16 protein-coding genes are annotated in these 15,353 nt (G+C 70.2%); 6 read left to right on the forward strand and 10 right to left on the reverse strand.

What is annotated here, in order from left to right:
- Positions 1–83: 83 nt before the first annotated feature.
- Positions 84–1,799 carry a 30S ribosomal protein S1 gene (rpsA, locus tag FIF60_RS08580; protein ID WP_144185647.1) on the reverse strand — a complete coding sequence of 572 codons (1,716 nt, stop codon included), beginning with the start codon at positions 1,797–1,799 and terminating at the stop codon, positions 84–86.
- Positions 1,800–2,208: 409 nt separating this feature from the next.
- Positions 2,209–2,895, reverse strand: a complete 687-nt coding sequence (locus tag FIF60_RS08585; protein WP_144185648.1) for a hypothetical protein — start codon at positions 2,893–2,895, stop codon at positions 2,209–2,211.
- Positions 2,896–3,226: 331 nt separating this feature from the next.
- On the opposite strand from FIF60_RS08585, the gene FIF60_RS08590 reads away from it, so the two are divergent.
- On the forward strand, positions 3,227–4,348 hold the full coding sequence (locus FIF60_RS08590; protein WP_158639123.1) for an AI-2E family transporter: 1,122 nt from the start codon (positions 3,227–3,229) through the stop codon (positions 4,346–4,348).
- Between the two features lie 9 nt (positions 4,349–4,357).
- Here the strand turns inward: FIF60_RS08590 and FIF60_RS08595 are convergent, their stop codons facing one another.
- Entirely contained in the window at positions 4,358–4,714 is a 357-nt protein-coding gene (locus FIF60_RS08595) for a DUF952 domain-containing protein (protein WP_144185650.1), read from the reverse strand.
- A 95-nt stretch (positions 4,715–4,809) separates the two neighbouring features.
- On the opposite strand from FIF60_RS08595, the gene FIF60_RS08600 reads away from it, so the two are divergent.
- The 3 genes from FIF60_RS08600 to FIF60_RS08610 all read left to right on the forward strand — a co-directional run bounded on the left by FIF60_RS08600 (position 4,810) and on the right by FIF60_RS08610 (position 7,515).
- Positions 4,810–6,336 (forward strand): amidohydrolase family protein, encoded by a 1,527-nt coding sequence (locus FIF60_RS08600; RefSeq protein WP_204251138.1) that lies wholly within the window; start codon positions 4,810–4,812, stop codon positions 6,334–6,336.
- Between the two features lie 4 nt (positions 6,337–6,340).
- Positions 6,341–6,808, forward strand: coding sequence for a 23S rRNA (pseudouridine(1915)-N(3))-methyltransferase RlmH (locus tag FIF60_RS08605; RefSeq protein WP_144185651.1), 468 nt, complete (start codon positions 6,341–6,343; stop codon positions 6,806–6,808).
- A gap of 71 nt (positions 6,809–6,879) precedes the next feature.
- On the forward strand, positions 6,880–7,515 hold the full coding sequence (locus FIF60_RS08610) for a hypothetical protein (RefSeq protein ID WP_144185652.1): 636 nt from the start codon (positions 6,880–6,882) through the stop codon (positions 7,513–7,515).
- A gap of 52 nt (positions 7,516–7,567) precedes the next feature.
- Here FIF60_RS08610 and FIF60_RS08615 read toward each other — a convergent pair whose 3' ends face one another.
- Complete coding sequence (locus FIF60_RS08615; RefSeq protein WP_144185653.1) at positions 7,568–8,269, reverse strand: response regulator transcription factor; 702 nt, start codon at positions 8,267–8,269, stop codon at positions 7,568–7,570.
- Positions 8,270–8,498: 229 nt separating this feature from the next.
- On the opposite strand from FIF60_RS08615, the gene FIF60_RS08620 reads away from it, so the two are divergent.
- Positions 8,499–9,167 carry a MarC family protein gene (locus FIF60_RS08620; protein WP_144185654.1) on the forward strand — a complete coding sequence of 223 codons (669 nt, stop codon included), beginning with the start codon at positions 8,499–8,501 and terminating at the stop codon, positions 9,165–9,167.
- A gap of 103 nt (positions 9,168–9,270) precedes the next feature.
- On the opposite strand, the gene FIF60_RS08625 is transcribed toward FIF60_RS08620, so the two are convergent.
- The 5 genes from FIF60_RS08625 to FIF60_RS08645 all read right to left on the reverse strand — a co-directional run bounded on the left by FIF60_RS08625 (position 9,271) and on the right by FIF60_RS08645 (position 13,049).
- Positions 9,271–10,248, reverse strand: coding sequence for a Bug family tripartite tricarboxylate transporter substrate binding protein (locus tag FIF60_RS08625; RefSeq protein WP_144185655.1), 978 nt, complete (start codon positions 10,246–10,248; stop codon positions 9,271–9,273).
- Positions 10,249–10,343: 95 nt separating this feature from the next.
- Positions 10,344–11,312 (reverse strand): NAD(P)/FAD-dependent oxidoreductase, encoded by a 969-nt coding sequence (locus FIF60_RS08630; RefSeq protein WP_204251139.1) that lies wholly within the window; start codon positions 11,310–11,312, stop codon positions 10,344–10,346.
- 4 nt (positions 11,313–11,316) lie between these two features.
- Positions 11,317–11,553, reverse strand: coding sequence for a GlsB/YeaQ/YmgE family stress response membrane protein (locus FIF60_RS08635; RefSeq protein ID WP_144185656.1), 237 nt, complete (start codon positions 11,551–11,553; stop codon positions 11,317–11,319).
- Positions 11,554–11,652: 99 nt separating this feature from the next.
- Complete coding sequence (locus FIF60_RS08640; RefSeq protein ID WP_144185657.1) at positions 11,653–12,552, reverse strand: PPK2 family polyphosphate kinase; 900 nt, start codon at positions 12,550–12,552, stop codon at positions 11,653–11,655.
- Between the two features lie 92 nt (positions 12,553–12,644).
- A complete protein-coding gene (locus tag FIF60_RS08645) occupies positions 12,645–13,049 on the reverse strand; it encodes a DUF2237 family protein (RefSeq protein ID WP_144185658.1) in 405 nt (134 codons plus the stop codon).
- A 142-nt stretch (positions 13,050–13,191) separates the two neighbouring features.
- Between FIF60_RS08645 and FIF60_RS08650 the strand changes: the two genes are divergently transcribed.
- Complete coding sequence (locus FIF60_RS08650; RefSeq protein ID WP_144185659.1) at positions 13,192–14,151, forward strand: MBL fold metallo-hydrolase; 960 nt, start codon at positions 13,192–13,194, stop codon at positions 14,149–14,151.
- A gap of 22 nt (positions 14,152–14,173) precedes the next feature.
- On the opposite strand, the gene FIF60_RS08655 is transcribed toward FIF60_RS08650, so the two are convergent.
- Positions 14,174–15,037, reverse strand: coding sequence for an endonuclease/exonuclease/phosphatase family protein (locus tag FIF60_RS08655; RefSeq protein ID WP_144185660.1), 864 nt, complete (start codon positions 15,035–15,037; stop codon positions 14,174–14,176).
- Positions 15,038–15,353 lie beyond the last annotated feature (316 nt).

A 15,353-nucleotide genomic window follows, 5' to 3' on the forward strand; every position in this document is an offset into this window, starting at 1 on the left:
GGGATGCGTGGCCCCGGAAAGGAAACGGGCGGCACCGTCGCCGGTGCCGCCCGCCCAAGGCCGCGCTCAGAAAGGCGGAAGCCTCATTCCTTGCCGTCGCTCGCCATCTGGTTCCGGCGACGGATCGCCGCGCCGAGGATGTCGCCGAGCGAGGCGCCGCTGTCGGAGGAGCCGAACTCGGCCATCGCCGACTTCTCCTCCTCGACCTCGCGCGCCTTGATCGAGAGTGTCAGGCGGCGCGTCTGGCGATCGACCGCGATGATCTTGGCGTCGACCTTGTCGCCCACGCCGAACCGGTCGGGCCGCTGGTCCTGCCTGTCGCGGGCGAGCTCGGCCTTGCGGATGAAGCCGGTCACGGCATCGTCCACCTTCACCTCGATGCCGTTCGCCTGCACCTGGGTGACCACGCAGGTGACGACCGAGCCCTTGATGAGCTTGTCCATCACGCCGGCGGCCGGGTCTGCCGAGAGCTGCTTCACGCCGAGGCTGATGCGCTCCTTCTCGACATCGACGTCGAGCACCTTGGCCTCGACCATGTCGCCCTTCTTGTAGTTGGCGATCGCCGTCTCGCCCGCCTCGTCCCACGACAGGTCGGAGAGGTGGACCATGCCGTCGATGTCGCCGGCGAGCCCGAGGAACAGGCCGAACTCGGTGATGTTGCGCACCTCGCCCGACACGGTCGAGCCGACCGGGTGGGTGTCGAGGAACTCCTCCCACGGGTTGCGCATGCACTGCTTGAGGCCAAGCGAGATGCGGCGCTTCACCTGGTCGACGTCGAGCACCATCACCTCGACCTCCTGGGAGGTGGAGACGATCTTGCCCGGGTGGACGTTCTTCTTCGTCCAGGACATCTCGGAGACGTGCACGAGGCCCTCGACGCCCGGCTCGAGCTCGACGAAGGCGCCGTAGTCGGTGATGTTGGTCACCCGGCCCATGTACTTCGCGCCCACCGGGTACTTGGCGGCAACGCCCTCCCACGGGTCGGCGAGAAGCTGCTTCATGCCGAGGCTGATGCGCTGGGTGTCCTGGTTGAACCGGATCACCTGCACCTTCACCGTCTGGCCGACCTGCAGCGCCTCGGACGGGTGGTTGATGCGCCGCCAGGCGATGTCGGTCACGTGCAAGAGGCCATCGACGCCGCCGAGATCGACGAACGCACCGTAGTCGGTGATGTTCTTCACCACGCCGTCGAGGATCATGCCCTCCTTCAGGCCCTGCACCAGCTCGGCCCGCTGCTCGGCGCGGGTTTCCTCGAGCACGGCGCGGCGCGAGACGACGATGTTGCCGCGCGCGCGGTCCATCTTGAGGATCTGGAAGGGCTGCGGGCTGCCCATGAGCGGCCCGACGTCACGCACGGGGCGGATGTCGACCTGGCTGCCCGGGAGGAACGCCACCGCGCCGCCGAGATCGACGGTGAAGCCGCCCTTCACCCTGCCGAAGATCACGCCGTTGCAGCGCTGCTGCGCGGCGAAGGCCTTCTCGAGGTTGGTCCAGGCCTCCTCGCGGCGGGCCTTCTCACGGGAGAGGATGATCGAGCCGTCGCGATCCTCGTAGCGGTCGACATAGACCTCGATCATGTCGCCGGGCTTCACCTCGGGCTTCTGGCCGGGCGGAGCAAATTCCTTCAGCGGGACGCGGCCTTCGGACTTGAGGCCGACATCGACGACGGCGACATCGCCGTCGAGGCGCAGCACGCGCCCGGTGATCACGCTTCCGTCGAAGCCGCTGTCCTTGCCGAGCGTCTCGTCGAGCAGGGACGCGAAATCCTCCATGACGGGAGCGGTCTGGGTATTGGCCATATGGTCGGTATCTTCCTTCGAACCCGCCGGCCGGACCCCTGTCCGGCCGCCATGCGGGGCCTGCGCACCCGCGGCCGCGCGCCCCTCGGGCATCGCTTCTGCCGCAGTCACGGCTTGCCCTGGGAACACCCGGGGCCGGTTGCACGCGGGCCGGTTCGCGGCCCGTGGCGTGGCTGCCGCCACGCAAAAGAACGCCGCGGGCAGCCCCGCGCACGTTCGTTCGCCGTCAAGAACGCCCTTGGCCGCGGAAAGTCAAGCGCGGCGGGGGCTTTGCGCGGCTCAGAGGAGCAGCCACGCGCCGAGCGCGATGCCGGCCGCCGTCAGCGCGGCCGCGTCCTCGAAAGCCTGGCCCGCAAGCCAGCGGCGGAACGGTTCCGTCGGCAGGAAGAGGAACATGTCACGCCCCCGGCTAGCGCGAGAGCCGCGCGGTCATCGGCGCAGCCGGGCGGGGACGGTCGATCAGCGCGGGGTAGCACGCTTCGGCCCAGGCAACGTACCCGGCCGCCCCGAGCGCCTCGCAGACGCTCGCCAGCCGAAGCTGCGGAGACGTCGCGCCATTGCGCACGATCGCGGGAGGCCCCTCGCCGAAGCCCAGGCCGGCGGAGAAGCGCTCGCCCGCCGCGCCGAGCTCTCGACGCGCCAGATCCTCAGAGAGCGCGGCGACGGCGGCCGGCGCGCCCGGACCGAACCCGATCCCGACGACGATGCCTGCGCCCGCGACGCGCTTCAGCGCCACCAGGGCGCGCAGCATGCCGGCAGCGAGGTCAGGCTCCGCCATCGCCTCCGGCTCTCCACCGTCCTCCGCGAGCACTGCGGGAACGAGCTCGAGTACGGCAAGCCCGTAGCTGAGCAGGGCGGCAACGATGCGGTCGCGCGGCGCGTCCCGCAGCGGCACCGTCGTCAGCAGCGCGACCGCGCCGTCTCCCGCGAGCCACCCCTGCGGCAGGTTGAGGAGCGCGCTCGATGCACAGGCTTGCGCCGTGACGCCGGACGCGGCCGGCAGGCAGAGATTGGAGAACAGCGTGTACTCCGTCGCTGGCGACGCGGTCGTGAGCGTCGCCGATGCTACGAGCCCAAGCATTGCCGTGCGAAGCATGAGGTCCCCTCCGTCGTGCAGGCGGACACCGCCGGACCGGTGCGATGCCCGAATGATTGCGTTGCCGTGGCATCATTTCATCATCCGAACGGAGGAGGCGCTGTGCCCTGCCTCACAGTCCGGCATGGCCGCTTGACTGCCCGGCTACGCGGCCGCTGATCGTCGCTACGGGGCGATCCTTCCGTGCAGGTCGTTCCGACCAGGGTGTCGGTACCCGCGCCCGGCAGAATGCGCTGCCTGCCGCGCCCAGCGGTCGCCGTTGCTGACGCGCGGCAACCTTGAGCCCGCTTGCGCGTTAGGGATGCGCACCGAGGAGGGGCGAGGAATGAACATGTCCACTGGGAACATGTCCGGTGGCGCCCCCGATGCGGGCGCGGCACGCACAGGCGACGATGAGGTCGGCTTCCTACGCCGCGTGCTGATCACGCTCGGCGTCGTCCTCGTCACCCTCATCGCCTGGCAGATCCGCGATGCGCTTCTGCTGATGTTCGGCGGCATCGTCGTGGCGGTTGGGCTGCTTGCCCTGGCGCGCCCGCTCGAGCGGCTCTCGGGTCTGTCGCGGACCTGGTCGCTTGCCGCCGTCGGCCTCGGCCTGATCGCACTGCTTGCGCTGGTCGGGTTTCTCGTCGGCGCCGAGGTCCTCGCGCAGGTGCGCGACCTGGCCGAGGAGCTTCCCGATGCGGTGGGCGAGGCGTCCGATCGCCTCGGGCTGGACATTCCGATACCGGGCCGGGACGGCGGGGGTGCCGCAGGGCAGGGGCTCGACGGCTCCATGCTCGGAAGCATCGTCGGCTATGCCGCGTCGATCGGCACGGGGGTGGCGAACGCGCTGACAGCGGTCGTCGTCGCGGTGATCGGCGGCTACTTCCTGGCCGCTGACCCGCGCCTCTATCGTCGCGGTGCCGCCAAGCTCCTGCCCCGGTCGCAGCGCGAGCGGGCGGAGGAGGCGATGGCCGCCTCGGGCGAGGCACTCCGGCTCTGGCTCGGCGCGCAGCTCATCTCGATGGCGCTGACCGGTGTCCTCGCCGGGGTCGGTACCTGGGTGATCGGCCTGCCCTCGCCGGTCGCGCTCGCCCTCTTCGCCGGCCTCGCCGGCTTCGTTCCGCTGATCGGCGCGGTCGCAGGCGCTGTGCCTGCGCTTATGCTTGCCCTGGCCGAGGGCGGTGCGACGCTTCTGTGGACGGCGGGGCTGTTCCTCGTCATCCAACAGCTCGAATCGAACATGATCGCGCCGGTGGTGCAGCGTCGCCTCGTGTCGCTTCCGCCCGCGCTCGTGCTGTTCGCCGTCGTGGCGGTCGGGCTCCTGTTCGGGCTGCCCGGCGTGATCCTCGCCGCGCCGATCACCGTCGTCGTGTTCGTCCTCGTCAAGAAGCTCTACGTGCGCGAGACGCTCGGGCACGCGACGGAGGTGCCCGGCGAGGACAAGACGGCGGACGACAAGAAGGGCGAGTAGCTCCCGCCGTCAGGGAATGCCGGCCGGAAAGACGTGCACCCCATCCGCGCCGAGCGGCAGCGGCGTGACGGAGCGCACGGCGGAGAGAGGCAGGGCTCCGTACAGATGCGGAAAGAGGCCCGGGCGCTTCCCGCCCGAGGCCGGCTCAAACTTCAGGGCCTCGCCGAGCGCGCGCACATCCGCCGCGACCAGCAGAAGGTCGGCCACGCCGGAGCGGTGCTTCGCCGCGCTCGCGCGCACCTGCGCGGCGGTCGAGAAATGCAGGAACCCGTCGCGCCGGTCATCGGCGCTGCCTTCATACCGGCCTAGGCGCTCGGCCTCGCGCCAGTCCCCCTCGCGCACAAGCGTGTAGATCGTCTCCTCCATCGGCCTCGCCTCTTCACTCGCGCCCCGCCACTCGACGGCGCATTCCGCCCGCGCGACAGTTCTGCCTCCTGCCAGGGGAGGCCGCCATCCCGACCGTGACAACCCTCGTGCGCGCCGATGCCATGCTCGAAGGCTTCGAACCCGGCGGCGCGCCGATCCTGCACCGCGACGCGGCGTTCGCGATCGCCGACGGCAGGGTCGCCGCGATCGGTGCATGGGAAACGCTGCGCGCCGCGCACGCCGATGCGGCCGTGCTTGGCGGGCCAGGCATGGTCGCGATCCCGGGCCTCGTCAACGCGCACCACCATGTCGGCACGACGCCGTTGCAGCTCGGCTCGCCCGATCATCCGCTCGAGCTCTGGTTCGCCTCGCGCCTCGGCTTCCGCGACATCGACCTCCGGCTCGACACGCTGTTCTCCGCGCTCGAGATGCTCGCCTCCGGCGTCACGACCGTGCAGCACCTTCACCCGCGCGTGCCTGGCGGTGTGGACGAGGTCGTCGCCGCAGGCGTGACGGTGACGGATGCCTATCGCGAGATCGGCATGCGCGCCTCGTACTCGACGGCGCTGCGTGATCAGAACCGTTTGGTCTATGCCGCCGACGCCGAGTTCACCGCCTCGCTCCCGCCGGAGCTCCAGCCCGCGATGGCGGCCTATTTCCGACGCTTCACCCTGCCGCTTGCCGACCAGGTGGACGTGTTCGAGGGCCTGCGCGCGGCGATTGGGGACGATCCGCTGATCAGGCTCCAGCTCGGCCCCGCCAACCTGCACTGGCTGTCGGACCAGGCGCTCGAGACGACGCGCGCGCTCTCCGAGAAGTACGCGATGCCGATGCACATGCATCTCGTGGAGACCGCCTATCAGAACGAGTACGCGCGGCGGCGCACCGGCGGGAGCGCGCTCGCCCACATCCATCGCCTCGGCCTCGCCGGCCCGCGCCTGACGATCGGCCATGGCGTCTGGCTGAGCGAGAGCGACATCGAGCTCTGCGCCCATACCGGAACGCGCGTCTGCCACAACTGCTCGAGCAACTTCCGGCTGAAGTCGGGGATCGCGCCGGTAAACCGGCTGATGCGCGCCGGCGTCGGCATCGCCCTCGGCATGGACGAGGCCGGCATCAACGATGACCGGGACATGCTCTCGGAGATGCGGCTCGTGCTGCGCACGCATCGCGAGCCGGGCATCGACGCGCCGTGCCCGACGCCCTCGGAGGTGCTGCGCATGGCAACGGAGGGCGGGGCGGCGACGACGCCGTTCGGCGACACGATCGGCCGCCTGTCGCCCGGCGCCTGGGCCGATTGCGTGCTCTTCGACTGGGACGAGGTCACGCGTCCCTGGCAGAACCCGGCCATCCCGATGCTCGACGTGCTGGTGCAGCGCGCCAAGGCAGCCGCGGTGAAGACCGTCATGGTCGCGGGCGAGGTCGTGTACGAGAACGGTCGCTTCACGCGCGTCGACCGTGACGCGATCCTCGAGTCGCTCGCGCAATGGTTCGGCCGGAAGCTCACCCAGGCCGAGAAGGACCGCTGGGCGCTCGGCGAAGCGCTGATGCCGCATGTCCGCGCCTTCTACGACGGCTACGTGAAGACGCCGCTTCCGCGCGGCGGCCCGGTTCTCGGCTGACGCAGTGGCGCGGCTCGTCGTCATCGCCGTCGGCCGCGCCCCGGCCTCCGCACCGGAGGCGATGCTGTTCGCCCGCTACGCCGCGCGACTGCGCCCCGCACTCGGGCTGGTCGAGCTCGCCGACGGCAAGGGCAGCCCGGCGGAGATAAAGCGGCGCGAAGGGGCCGCCATCCTCGCCGCCCTCCCCGCCGGCGCGGCGCTCGTGGTGCTCGACCAGGGCGGCGTGGCGGAGGCGACGGAAGGCTTCGCCGCCAGGCTCGGACGGTGGCGCGAGGCCGGCCAGGCGGTAGCTTTCGCGATCGGCGGGGCGGAGGGGCATGACCGTCCGGTGCTCGAGCAGGCCACGCATGTGATGAGCCTCGGCCCGGCGACCTGGCCGCATCTTCTCGCCCGGGCGATGCTCGCGGAGCAGATCTTCCGCGCCGACAGCATCCTGCGTGGCCACCCCTATCACCGCTCGGGCAGGCCATAGCCCCGGAAGCGATAGTCAGGCCGGATCATTCCGGGCACAGTGCATCCACAACCTATGGTGGAGTCCGCGCGATGGCCTGGAGCCTCGACAAGTTCGCCTCAACCCCCGCCGCACTGACCAAGAAGCTCGCGATCACCGTTGCGGGCTTCAATGCGAACAACGCGCCGTTCAACCAACAGTTGACGATCTGCACGGACACCTACGCGATCGTCGACTACGGCAAGGGGCCGGAGGGAACCGCGGCGGTGACGGGCGAATCTGGCCAGCAGGTGGACGTGACCTGCGCCAAGGGCATGGGCGGCAACGCCTACCTCCTCCCCTGGGCATCGAACACGATGTGCGTCTGCGAGGTGCAGCAGAAGCACGACCTGTTCTTCACCTACCGGCTGAACGCCTGCGGGATCATCATCTCCGGTGGCCGCTGCAACCCGACCGTCGTGCACTGCAACACCAAGTCCGACAGCATTCCGGTGACGTTCGACACGGCGGTGATGGGCGCGGCCTATCGCGGCATCTACGTGCGGATGGCCCAGGCGCTCGAGGCGATCGGCATCGGCGACCCGGCGAACCGGACGGTGTTCGCGCCCGGCGACCATGGCTATGTCGGCATGGCCGGGGTGTGGGGCGTCAAGTCCGGGGGGAAGTGGGATTTCTACGCCAATGTCTGGGGCACCGGCTCGGCCACGGTGGTGAAGCTCTGGCCGTGAATGAGAAAGGGGCGGCACGAGGCCGCCCCTGCTTCACAGCTCGGCGCCTGGCTCAGGCCATGGCGAGGCGGGCGTCGCTGCTCCCCGGCTCGCGCAGGATGTAGCCGCGGCCCCATACCGTCCCGATCAGGTTCGGGCTGCCGGCCGTGGCGAGCTTCTTCCGGAGCTTGCAGACGAACACGTCGACGATCTTGATCTCGGGCTCGTCCATGCCGCCGTACAGATGCGTCAGGATCGCCTCCTTCGACAGCACCATGCCCTTGCGGGTCATCATGAGCTGGAGGATCGCCTGCTCCTTGCCGGTCAGGTGCACGTGGCGGCCGTTCACCTTGCAGTCGTGGGACTTGAGGTCCATCTCGACCGGCCCGGCGCGGAGCGTCTGGTCGGCGAAACCCGAGGCGCGGCGGACGATGGCAAGCAGGCGTGCCACCAGTTCCTGCGGCTCGAAGGGTTTGGTCAGGAAGTCGTCCGCGCCGAGGGTGATGCCCTTCACGCGGGTTGCGGTGTCGCCATGGCCCGAGAGCATCAGGATGGGCGTGGTGATCCGGGCGGTGCGGACGCGGCGGACGAATTCGAGCCCGTCCATGTCCGGCAGCATCCGGTCGAGCACCACCGCGTCATAGGTATAGGTGCGGAGATGGTCGAGGCCATCCTCGCCGCTTCCGGCGATGTCGGTCGTGATCCGATGCCCGCTGAGAAGCGCGGCAACCGAGCGTGCAACAACCAGTTCGTCTTCAACGAGCAGGATACGCATCTACCCCTCCAGCTACCTGCCTCACCAGGTGCCCGCTACCTTAGGTAGCATATACCGACACGCTTCTGCCCAGGATTGTTTTGGCCAGGACCACGCATCCGCATTGGGCGCTTAAGGAGCTTTTCAGGGAAACCTTAACGCATGGTTGAGAGACCCCCATGCACGCATGCATTTTCACGCTGCGGCGTGGATGCGGCTCAGGCCGGCCTCATGCCATGCTCTCCGCCGCATGCTCCCGTACGATGCCTTCTCAACCTTCCTCCTCGTGTTTCCGGCGCTGTTCAGCATCGTCAACCCCGTGGCGGGCGCCTTCCTGTTCCACGAGGCGACGAAATGGCGCCCCGTCGCCGAGCAGGCGCGGCTCGCCCGAACCGTGGCGCTGTACAGCCTCATCGTCATGCTGGTCGCGATGTGGGGCGGCTCGCTGGTGCTGAACCTATTCGGCATCTCGATCGCCGCGCTCAGGATCGCCGGCGGGCTCGTCGTGTCGCTCTGGGCCTGGTCGATCCTCTCGGCCCCGGAGGCGCGGGAGGAGCGCAAGCGGGGCGAGGCGGCCCCGGCCGCGGAGGGGGAGGACGTGGCCTTCTTCCCGCTGACCCTTCCCTTCACCACCGGGCCGGGAACGATCGCGGTCGCCATCGCGCTCGGCTCCTCCCGACCCGCCGGGGCGGACGCGCTGACGGCCTACGTTCTCGGCGCGACGGCCGCGACGCTCGCGATGGCCGCCTCGATCTGGCTCGGCTACCTCTATGCGGGGCGGATCGCGGGCATGCTCGGCCGCTCGGGCAGCCGAACGCTGACGCGTCTCTCTGCCTTCCTTCTTCTCGCCGTCGGCGTGCAGATCACGATCGCCGGGGTGACGGACGTGCTCGGCCCGCTTCTCGCGGCGCGGCGCTGAAAAAGCGAAGGGCGCGCCGCGGCCTGGAGCAGCGCCCGATCTGATGGTTCCATCAGATCGGGGCGTGCTCTGGCGGACGCGCCCTCCCGGATCTGCCGCGGCGTCAGCCTTCGGCGCGGATGTCGTACTTCTTCACGATCGCCGCCCAGCGCTCGGCTTCGGCATCGACGAACTGCTGAAGCTCCTGCGGCGAACCGGCCACCACGTCTGCCGCCTGTTCGCCGATGCGCCGGGTGATCTCCGGATCGCGCAGGACGGTCGTGACCTTCTCGTGCATAGCCTTCACGATCGGCTCCGGCGTGCCCTTCGGCCCGAATACCGCCCACCAGGTATAGGCCTCGAAGCCCGGCGCGACCGTCTCCGACAGCGTCGGCACGTCTGGCAGGTCGCGCCAGCGCTCCTTGCTCGTCACGGCGAGGATGCGCATCCGACCCGCCCGGATGTGCGGCATCGGCAGGAAGAGGTTGGTCATGTAAGAGGGCACGTGGCCGGCGAGCGCGTCCTGCATCGCCGGTCCGCCGCCGCGATACGGCACGTGCGTCACCTTGAAGCCCGCGGCGTCGGCGAGCTGCGTCATCGCGAGATGCGCGAGCGTGCCAGCGCCCGAGGTCGCGTAGTTGATGCTTTCGGGGTCCTTCTTCGCGGCCGCGACATAATCCTGGATCGTCTGCCACGGCGTGGAGGGGTGGACGACGAGCGCCATCGGCCCACGCGCGACGAGGGTGACGGGTGCGAAATCCTTGATCCCGTCATAGGGCAGGCGCATCAGCGCGGGGTTCACCGCGTGCGTGTCGAAGGCCAGGAGCCACGTGTAGCCATCGGCCGGGGCGCGGGCGACCTCGCCGGCGCCGATCGAGCCGGAGGCGCCGCCCCGGTTCTCGATGACGAGCGGGCGGCCGAGCGCGTCGTTCAGCTTCTGCTGGATGATCCGCGCGATGCCGTCGGTCGAGCCGCCGGGCGGCCAGCCGACGATGAGGCGCACCGGGCGGTCGGGCCAGGCGCCCTGGGCACGGGCCCCGGCAATCGGCAGCGAGGATGCGGCACCGACGCCGGCAAGCAGCGTACGACGAGAGATGCTCATTCGGACAAACCTCCCTGCGGCGGCCATTCGCGGCCCCGCTTCGACACCGGCACATAATGCGGAATGCGAATGCGGCCAAGAGTGCTCGGCTCGGCTCAGCTTCCGAGCAGTGCCTTGGCCAGTGCCGTGCCGCTGTCCCAGGCGTGTTCGGCCCGGCTGCCGAGGCACCAGTCGCCGCACGCGCCGATGCCGGCGGCCGCGTCCGCGAGGCAGGGAGCGCCGAGAGGCGCTTCCACGAGCGCGTAGCGCCATCGATGGGCCGCCCCGTGCAGCACCGCCGGAAGTGGCCCGGTGAGCGCGCCGAGTTCGGCGAGCAGGAGCGATGCGACCTCGTCCGGCTTCCGCTCGAGGTGGGCGCGCGACCAGTCGGGCCCGGCATGGACCACCCAGCATTCCGCTTCGGCCGAGCGGCCGGGCTTGGCCGAATCGCGGGCAGCCCAGGCAATCGCGCCCGAGGCGGGGCGAAGCGTGTCCGGTGCCGCGAGCCGCTCGGCGAAGGCCGCGAGAAGTGCCCAGCACGGCGCGACGCGGACCGAAGCGAGCCTGGCGGAGAGCTCGGCTGGAAGGAGCGGCACGGCCTGAGGATGCGGCACCGCGACGGCGATGGCATCGAACGGCCCCGCGCGCTCGGGCGGGCTCTCTGGTGCCGGGGCGCGCGCGAGATCGCCCGCGTGGTGGGCGACGTGCCAGCCATCGTTGTCGCGCGAGAGACCGATGACGCTTCTCGAGGCCGCGACATCGAGCCCGGCAGCGAGCGCCCGAGGCAGCGCCGACATCCCCGGCGCGCCGACATGCGCCCCCTCCCGGTCTGCCACCTCCGGCCATTGCACGGCATGCGCGGCGAGCACAGCGCCGAAGCCGTCGCCACGCGCCGTCAGGTATTGCGCGCCGTGATCGAAGCCGAGGCGCCTCCCTTCCGCTTCCACCCGGCGCGTCGCGAGCCGCCCGCCGGGCGAGCGCCCCTTGTCGAACACGCGCACGGCAACGCCCGCCTCGGCGAGCGCGCGGGCGCAGGCGAGGCCGGCCAGCCCCGCGCCGACGACGGCGGCACTGCGGATCGGCACGCGCTCAGGACTTGCGGAGCACGCGGCCGAGATAGATGAGGATCACCGCCCCGAGCGTCGCGGTGATGATCTCGCCGATGAAGCCAACGGCGGCGAACCCAACGATGCGGAGCGTGAAGCCGCCGACGAAGGCGCCAACGACGCCAAGCACGAGGTTGCCGAGCAGGCCGAACCCCTCGCCCTTCATCAGCCAACCGGCAAGCCAGCCGGCCAGCAGGCCGACGATCAGGAACCCGATCATCCGGTGATTACCCCTTCTCGGTATTGCGACCTCGTTCGCGGCAGGGATCGTGGGTGCAGCCGGCGTCTTCCGCAAGGCACCGCCTCGCGGCCCCGCGCCTCACTCCTCGGACAGGAGCAGCCGCCGCGCGGTTTCGAGGTCGGCCTTCGCCGCCTCGCTCAGCACGGGGAAGCGCAGGTCGAGGTCATCGAGCGCGGCTGCCACGGCGGCGCAGACGACGAGCCTCGTGAACCACTTGTTGTCGGCCGGCACAACGTACCAGGGCGCATGCGGCGCGGCGGTGGCGCGGATCGCCTGCTCGTAGGCTGCCTGGTAGTCGTTCCAGTGCGCACGCTCCGCGACGTCGCCCATCGAGAACTTCCAGTTCTTCTCCGGTTCGTCGATGCGTTCGAGGAAGCGCTTGCGCTGTTCCTCCTTCGAGACGTGCAGGAAGAACTTCAGCACCACCATCCCCTGGTTGAAGAGGTAGCGCTCATAGGCCGCGATGTCGGCCAGCCGCTGGTCCCAGATGCGCTTGCCGAGCCGTTCCTGCGGCAGTTTCTGCGCGGTGAGGATCTTCGGGTGCACGCGGACCACCAGAACTTCCTCGTACCAGGAGCGGTTGTGGATACCGATGCGCCCGCGTTCGGGTAGGGCGTCCTGGTGACGCCAGAGGAAATCGTGGTCGAGCGCCTCCGGGCCGGGGTGCTTGAAGCTCGTCACCTGGCAGCCCTGGGGGTTCACGCCCGACATCACGTGCTTGATCGTGCTGTCCTTCCCGGCCGCGTCCATCGCCTGGAACATCAGCAGCATCGAGTACCGGTCGTCGGCGTAGAGCTTCTCCTGCTGCGCGGCGAGGAACTCGGTTCCGGTGCCGAGCAGCGTCTTCGCGTCGTCCTTGTCGAGCTTGATCCCGGCCGTGTCGGCCGGGTCGATCTGCTTCAGGCGGAACTTCCTGCCGTCCTCGATGCGGTAGCGGTCGAGCAGCTTGCGCGTGCGCTTGTCGAGCGTCCTGGCCATTCCCGGTTCCCTGAGACGACGGTTCGTTTCGTGCGAGCATCGCCCGCCCCGTCGCCCCGCGGCAAGCCACACGGTGCGCGGGGCGGTCCGCCTCAGGCCACGTCGTGCGCGTGCGCCTTGAGGGCCTCGAGCGTGCAGACCGCGAGTGTCGCCTCATGCGTGGCGGCGAGCACCACGCGCGGCGCCTCGCCTGCCTCCAGCGCCTCCTGCCAGCGCGCCGCGCAGAGGCACCAGCGATCGCCCGCGACGAGGCCGGGGAACCCGTATTCGGGGCGCGGCGTCGACAGGTCGTTGCCGGACGCCTTCGAGAAGGCGAGGAACCGCTCTGTCATCACCGCGCAGACCGTGTGCAGCCCGACATCCCTCGGCTCGGTGTTGCAGCACCCGTCCCGAAGCCAGCCTGTGAGCGGGTCGTGCGAGCAGGCGACAAGGGGCAGCCCGAGCACGTTGCGTGCCCCGCCTCCGCCGTCCCGCTTCGGCTCACCGTCTCTCGGCATGGTCCCTCCCTCGATGCGGCGTGGTGCGCGCTGTTGCTCACGGGTTCGTGAGAGCGCGGCGTATCCTCGCCTCCCCATGTGGTGCATCCGGAGCGAGATCCCATCTCGCGCACGTGCCTGATGGATGGAGAGGGGAGACGACATGTCCGTAACACGCCGCACCAGCATCGCCGCAGCGCTCGCCGCGCCGGCGCTCGCGACCCTGCCTGCCGCCGCGCAGCAGGCCGCACCGCAGGCCCAGGGCAGCCGCCAGGCGCCTGGCTTCTACCGTTCGAAGGTCGGCACCTACGAGGTGACGGTGGTCAATGACGGCTTCAACCGTCGCCCGAACCCGGCCGAGGGCTTCGTGCGCAACGCCGACGCCGCGGCGGTGAACCGTGCGCTCGAGGCCGAGATGCTGCCCACGGGCCACCTCGACATCACCTTCAACATCACCTTCGTCAACACCGGCTCGGAACTCATCCTGTTCGACACCGGCACCGGCGGGCTGCTCGCCCCGACGGCCGGAACGATGTGGGACAACATGGCCGCCGCGGGCATCGACCCGGCGCGGGTGAACAAGATCGTCTTCACCCATTTCCATGGCGACCATGTCTCCGGCCTCGTGACGCGCGAGGGCCAGGCGCGGTTCCCGAATGCCGAGCTGATCGTGCCCGAGACGGAATGGGCCTTCTGGATGGGGGAGCGTGCGCCGCAGCAGCCTGCCGCGATGGTCAAGGGCCGGTTCGGGCCGTATGCAGCCGACCGCATCCGCCGCGTCGCCTCCAACGCCGAGGTCGCGCCGGGCATCGCCGGCGTGCCGACGCACGGCCACACGCCGGGGCACACGAGCTACCTGATCAGCTCCGGCTCCTCGACGCTTATCGTGCTCGGTGACGTGACCAACCACCCGACGATCAACGCAAGGAACCCGGGCTGGCACGTCGTGTTCGACATGGACGCGGCCGAGGCAGAGGCGACGCGCCGGCGGCTGTTCGACCGCGCCGCGGCCGACCGCACCCCCATCGTTGGCTATCACTGGCCGTTCCCCTCGATCGGCTACGTTCGGCCGCAGGGCAACGGCTACGACGTGATCGCCGCGCCCTGGACGAGCGCGATCTGAACGCCCCGCGCGGCCGGCGGGCTCAGCCTGCCGGCCGCAGCGTCAGGCGGATCGGGCAATGATCCGATAGCCGCTCGCGGGCGTCGCGGTCTGTCTCGCGATAGACGAGCACGCCGAGGCTCCGCTCGGCGAGCATCGCCCGCGCCGGGCCGCCGAGCAGGATATGGTCGATGAACTCGCGCCCGCCGCCCCAGCAGGGGGATGATCGACCCCCATTCGCGTGCATGAGCGACCCCGCGTCGGAGAGCGCGCGCCAGAGATCGTCCCGCCTGTCGAGCTCTCGGTTGAAGTCGCCGAGGATTGCGTAGGCCACGCCCTCGACCTCGCGGGCGCGGATCCAGCCCGCCAGCACCGGCACCTGGCGGGCGAGCTGCATGCAGTCGAACCGCTGCGGCTCGACAAGCCGGTCCCTCGCGCAGCCGGCCTTGAGGTGGATGGAGAGGAGCCGCAGCGGGCGGCCTTCATGCTCGACGGTGATGTCGGCGCCGCGGCGGAGGGAGTTGCGCGCCTCGGGAGCGAGGTCGAGCGCGACGAGATCGGCGTTGGCGCGGAACCTGATTCCCTTGCGGACGACGAAGCCCGGGCGCTGCACGTCCGCCTCGTTGGTCAGGTGGAACGCGTAGGTCTCGGCATCGAATACGCGGGCGAGCGCAAGCGGGCCGTCGACCTCCTGCACGGCGACGACATCGGCCGCCAGCGCATCGGCGTAGCGGCGAAGCCGGGCGAAATCCGCCTCCGTTCGGCCGCGGACGAAACGGGGCAGGGCAGGGTGGCCCTCGGGTTTGGTCGTCAGCCAGGCGATGTTCCAGGTCGCGAGCTTCAGTTCGGCGGCCGCGGCATGGCCAGCCAGCGCGAGGGAGAAGAGGAGGGCGGCGAGGAGGCGCATCGCCCGACCCTAGTGTGTTTCGGCGCACTGCGGGAGCAGTGGGAGCGGTGGGAGCGGTGGGGCAGCGAAATCCCGACGGCCTCGCTATGGAACCTGCCTGACGGCAGGGCCATCTCCTCGCTATGATCATCCCGACGGGATCTCGACGAGGAAACGCGATGCGACGCCTTGCTCTTCTCTCCGGCCTCCTGGCCGCGCTGCTCCTGGCGGTCGCGCCCGCCATCGCCGAGGCGCGCGGTGGCCGGGGCGGCAGCTTCGGCAGCCGCGGCAGCCAGACCTACACCGCCCCGCCGCCGACGCGCACCGCGCCCGCCCC

It is taken from the genome of Elioraea rosea, from assembly GCF_007644105.1.
Taxonomy (GTDB): Bacteria; Pseudomonadota; Alphaproteobacteria; order Acetobacterales; family Acetobacteraceae; genus Elioraea_A; species Elioraea_A rosea.